The sequence below is a fragment of the Treponema sp. genome (assembly GCF_045657965.1).
Lineage (GTDB): Bacteria > Spirochaetota > Spirochaetia > Treponematales > Treponemataceae > Treponema_D.
This window is the reverse complement of the sequence record NZ_JAZOUG010000331.1, coordinates 1-5,053: the sequence shown is the minus strand read 5'-3', so window position 1 is coordinate 5,053 and position 5,053 is coordinate 1. Positions and strand designations below refer to the sequence as shown.

Here is a 5,053-nt window from a genome sequence, read left to right as displayed (position 1 = left end):
TTCTCTGGTGTTGAGAACCCGCTCTTTACGAACGACAATACGGTCATGATTTACGGCGACGCTAAAGCTACGGTTTCAGCTCTCGTAAGTGAATTTAATGATCAGTAATTAGACGCGGATAAACGCAGATACACGCGGATTTTGTTCGGGTGTGCATCTTGTATAATGAACGCCAGTTCTTTTAGTGGGGGCTGGCGTTTTTTTTTGCTTTTGCCGTGAAATTTTTTTCTACCTAAAAAGCATAGCTCAATTTCTTAGAGCATACCTTTGTTTGTCTAGCAGCTTCGTTTTTGTTCTTCTGTGAGTTTTTTATTCAAATCTTTTCCGTACATCTTTTATTGTCTTAACGACTTCATCACAAATTATATTTACAAACAAATCAGAAACTTCATTTTTATCATTTTCATTTTCTTCAACGAAAAATGTCGAAATTGGAACATCGAAAAAACTTGCAAAGCGGGCGAGCGTTTCTGGTGAAACCCATTTCTTGCAGTTTTCAATGTCATTGATGAATGTGAAAGCCATCTGTATTTCATTTGAGAGTTTTAATTGTGAAAGACCTTTTTGTTTTCTTAGTTTTTTAAGATTCTTTGCCAAAATATTTCGTACATCAATCTCTTCCATAAATAATTACCCCATTGGCTTAAATCTAATTACACTAATAGATTGACTTTTCAACAAAACTTTAATAGAGTGGTGCTGTATATCGCTATTGGCGTTATATTTAGGAGATTTATTCTATGGTAACACTCATTTTTTCTCTAATTTTTTCCTTTATTCCTGCAATTATGATTGGAAAATTAGGAATTGGTTTTGGATATGCCTTTCTTACCTATATTTTTGGCGTTATATTCAGTTTTGTTGGTTTCAAAATAGGAAAGTTTATACGAGACTTTGTAGGTGACGTTTTTATCTCTTCTACAGGCGGAATCGTGGGATTAGCGATTGAGAAATTTAATGCCCTATATGGAACTCAAATTTTATTTTTTATCGGGGGATTGTTTTTGGCTTTTATTCCTTTTAGTGGCAGAGGAAAAGCTCTTTCTAAAGATGCTAAGACTCAAAAAGCTGTCATGGAAAAAAGCATTTCTGATGTAAAAAATATTGAGATGATTCCGTTTCAAGCGGGAACTTTCGAGACATTCCGAATGAAAGGTGAATATTATGAAGGTTACGATTATTCTAGTACGGCTTTTGTTTCAAAAGAAAAAAAAGGCGATAGTATTTTTGTAAACCATCCAGCTTTTGCTATTAGTAGGTCTCCTGTAACAGCCGGCTTGTATGATGCTCTTCATGGTGAAAAAAATCCTTCGATTCAAAGACAAAAATTCGGGTTTGTAAAGGCCTTTGCTTTCTGTAATGAGTTAAGTATTAAGCATAAATTGACTCCATGTTATAGTTTTAAGGGGAATACTGATACAAAAAAGTGGTTTGAGAATAAAACAACTGATGAAGAAATAGATGATTCTATCGTTTGCGATTTTTCTGCAAATGGTTATCGATTACCGACAGAAATAGAATTTGAAAAGGCTTATTATGGCGGTGCAGACAGCGTGATAGAGGATACTAATGAAGATATTGTCCCAGTATCAAATCCGCTTAATATTCGAATAGATTCCACGGGAAGAAGTGATAATAGGAATTTGTATCTTTGTTGGAACTGGTTTTCTGATTTAACGGATATATATGCACAAGATTTTACTGCTCCTGATAGTCCAAAGGCTAAGCATTATAAAAATACTCATCGCGTTACAAGATTTGGCTATGGTAGGACCGGTGACAAGACTTACGGCTATTTATTTTTGTGCAGGACAATTTCTGATGCTGATTATTCAAAAATGGCCGAATCGATAAAAAAAGAAAATGAAAGAATCTCGAAACTTCTTCCAAAAATGATTTTCGTGGAAGGCGGAACATTTGAAAAAAAAGATTTTAAAAATCATACCAGTGAAAACATAACTGTTGGAGATTTTTATATCAGTACAGAGCCACTTTCTGAAAATCTTTTGTATGAAGTCAACTATGAATTCTGTTTAGATGTTTATGATAATTTTATGAGGCAGAAAAGAGAAAATGATGATTCAGCTATAAATGAGATGGTGTCGCATGAACAATATGGGAATGATTTTTTCACAAGATTAAGCGTTGCTTCTGGGCATACTCCATATTATTACTATTCTAGGAAGAAAAATCGTTATGAGATTTTTAGTTTTATTAATGAGGCATCAGATGGTTTTAGATTACCTACCGAAGATGAACTTGCCTATTATGAATACAAGACAGGTGACAAAAACTCCATAAAGCATATTGTTCAAAATGTACCTTCGGCAAATTCGACGAGCTTTAAAGAAGTAGATGCATACTAAAAGCAAAGTAGTTGATTACGAAACAATGTAACTGTATTGTAAGAGGGTCATATGAAAAAAATGGTTAATCTTTACATTGAAAAAGATCCTGATGTGCCTGAGATGATGACAGGTGTTGAAAGAATTGCAGGAATCTCAGCTACAGATGTTGAAACTGGTGATGATGTGGAATTAAAAGGTATGGAATCTTTTAACTTTACAGAAATCGACCCAAATGTGGAAGATTTTGAAAATGATGTTAGAAATGCAATTGAACAAAATAATCCTGATTTAGAAATTAATGATATTAATTTCTCTGGCGATGAAGTCAATTTTTAAAAAATCAAATTTTCCCCTTGATTTTCCGTCAGTTTAATGCGATATTATAAGCGTAAGCAACAGGTTTGCTTGCGTGAGCGTTGAAGTAAGGTGTTGTGCCAACAAGCAGTGCCTTATCAGTTCCATAAGGGTTCGACATTTACCGCCAGTTGGCTAGGGAAACCGAAAGAAAATGTTTGTCTTTTATCCTGCTCAATCGGGCAGGATTTTTTTTGCAAAAATGAATTCTTTGTATCAAGCAGCTCAAAATTTTAACAAGCTTCTCGGAATAAAATATGAAATCATGCTCGGTAAAAAGGGTAATACGATTTTGTTTGAATTGACTTTTTCAAAGAACGATTTCTATCATCTGGCAGGATTACATTATCTCACGGATATTCGAGACTTAAAAAATGACAGGGCAAAGATTTTTGACAAACTGCTTGCAGATTTTGATTTCTCCGAAAAAATAGTAAAGTCAGATTTTTATGCAAGAATTCAAGAACGGGTAAATCACCTTGCGAATTTGGAATCAATAATCGACAGTAACAAGACGGTTTTCAAATATAACGAAAAGGAGCGACCTTTTTCTAAAATTAAGGCAGATTTCTTGCTGAAAAACAAAGAGGAGTACGAGAATCTTTTTCTATTTTTAGCGTACAGAAATGAATCTGAATGTTTCTGCCGCTCATTCTTTCCTGACAACAGGGTAGATTATGCTGAAAATCAGATTACGATGTCTCTCTTGAAAAAGAAAAAGATTTATATTTTGACTGGTGAAGAAATTGTTTTATATGAAGTGAAGCCCAAGCGTTAGCCCAAGCGTTAGACAATATGTTGTGTCTCCAGATTTTTGCAAAAACATGGATTTAGCCTCATAATGGAGACAGAAAACAAATCCCAAAAGAAGCATTACCAAAATGCAAAGAGGAGACACAACATGGAAAGTATAATTTATGTAGGAATGGATGTCCACAAGGAGACATACTCAGTCTGCTGTTACGACCCGAGGACGGACAGATACCTTTATGAGCACAAGATGAAGTCAACGACATCCAATGTCCTTAAATATCTGAAAAATGTAAAGGAACAGCTCGGGGAAGTAATGTTCGTCTGCGGCTATGAGGCAGGGCCTACAGGATTCGGTCTCTGCCGTGATTTACTGAAAAAGGACATTGCATGCGTCGTGATGGCTCCAACATCACTGAGAAGGTCATCCAATCATAAAGTGAAAAATGACAAAGTCGACGCAAGACTCCTGGCAAAGGATTTGTTTACACATGATTACAGTCCGGTTCATCTGTCAAGCCAGAAAGAGGAATCTATCAAGGAGTTTTGCAGAATGAGGCGAAACATAATGACGGAACTGAAGACTGCGAAACAGGTTCTACAGTCCTTCCTGCTGAGGCAGGGAAAGCATTTCGAGGGGAAAACTCACTGGACTGAAGCCCACAGAAAATGGTTGAAGGAAGTTACTTTTGAGCAGCCGTACCTGCAGGAAGCGTTTGATGAATATGTAATAAGCGTAAATTTACTGGAAGAAAGGCTCAGAAGGATTGAAAAGAGGCTGGAAGAGATTTCGATGGATGAAGATGTCGCCCCAAAAGTCAGGAAACTGGTTTGCTTCAGTGGAATAGACACGCTGACCGCAGTATCAATAGTTTCGGAAGTCGGGGATTTCATGAGGTTTGCAAGGGCATGGGATTTCGCAAATTTTGTCGGCCTGTCAATTGGAGAACATTCATCCGGTGGAAAGGAAAGGCATCTGGGCATAACAAAATCCGGGAACTGCTATTTGCGGCGTCTTTTTACGGAGAGTGCAAAGAGTATAAAACGGACGAGCGTGAGATTCAATAAGTCGAAGAATCTTCTGAAGAGGCAGGAAGGGAACGATTCAAATGTAATAGCCTATGCGGACAAATGCAGGTACAGGCTCAAGCACAAGATGATGAGCCTTGAAAACCGAGGAAAGCATGCAAATGTCGCGTCCACGGCAGCTGCGAGGGAGCTGGCATGTTTTGTCTGGGGCATGATGACTGATCATATTGCCTGAAACCTAAAGCATGAATAAAAAATCGGAGAGTTTTTATCAGGCTTAACAGCTGGCAAAAATCCTTTTAGGTAAAAAAGCGGGCGACAGGGATTAGTTATCTTTGATATCCTTACCCGGCGGCCTTCAGCAATGATGTGCCATGCCTGACGTTAGACAAAAAGAACTTCGGCGAATCCATTGACCTTATGGGATGAATTTTATTCATTATCCAAGAATATAAGAGTTGGCTAATTGTCGAATGATTTTTCCCGCTTTTCTACTTGACAGGAGACACAACATATAAGGGATTGTAGCACCTGCGAAGCAGTACCAGAGCAAGCAAGGCTTGCGGCGGTAT

The 5,053-nt window shown here is 37.3% G+C and carries 6 protein-coding genes; 5 read left to right on the top strand and 1 reads right to left on the bottom strand.

Going from position 1 to position 5,053, the window contains the following annotated elements; genetic code table 11:
• The coding region (locus tag ACKI5B_RS12575) for an NAD(P)(+) transhydrogenase (Re/Si-specific) subunit beta (protein WP_407429295.1) at positions 1–108 on the top strand (108 nt) is incomplete at its 5' end.
• Between the two features lie 201 nt (positions 109–309).
• Here ACKI5B_RS12575 and ACKI5B_RS12570 read toward each other — a convergent pair.
• The gene (locus ACKI5B_RS12570; RefSeq protein WP_407429293.1) at positions 310–624 is read right to left on the bottom strand and encodes a helix-turn-helix domain-containing protein; all 315 of its coding nucleotides are present in this window, start codon (positions 622–624) and stop codon (positions 310–312) included.
• 116 nt (positions 625–740) lie between these two features.
• Between ACKI5B_RS12570 and ACKI5B_RS12565 the strand changes: the two genes are divergently transcribed.
• The 4 genes from ACKI5B_RS12565 to ACKI5B_RS12550 all read left to right on the top strand — a co-directional run bounded on the left by ACKI5B_RS12565 (position 741) and on the right by ACKI5B_RS12550 (position 4,716).
• Positions 741–2,366, top strand: coding sequence for a hypothetical protein (locus tag ACKI5B_RS12565; RefSeq protein WP_407429291.1), 1,626 nt, complete (start codon positions 741–743; stop codon positions 2,364–2,366).
• A gap of 51 nt (positions 2,367–2,417) precedes the next feature.
• Positions 2,418–2,684: a hypothetical protein gene (locus tag ACKI5B_RS12560; protein ID WP_407429289.1), complete on the top strand. Its 267-nt coding sequence runs from the start codon at positions 2,418–2,420 to the stop codon at positions 2,682–2,684.
• Positions 2,685–2,856: 172 nt separating this feature from the next.
• Positions 2,857–3,480 carry a PBECR4 domain-containing protein gene (locus ACKI5B_RS12555; protein WP_407429287.1) on the top strand — a complete coding sequence of 208 codons (624 nt, stop codon included), beginning with the start codon at positions 2,857–2,859 and terminating at the stop codon, positions 3,478–3,480.
• A gap of 123 nt (positions 3,481–3,603) precedes the next feature.
• Entirely contained in the window at positions 3,604–4,716 is a 1,113-nt protein-coding gene (locus ACKI5B_RS12550) for an IS110 family RNA-guided transposase (protein WP_407429285.1), read from the top strand.
• The last annotated feature ends 337 nt before the right edge of the window (positions 4,717–5,053 follow it).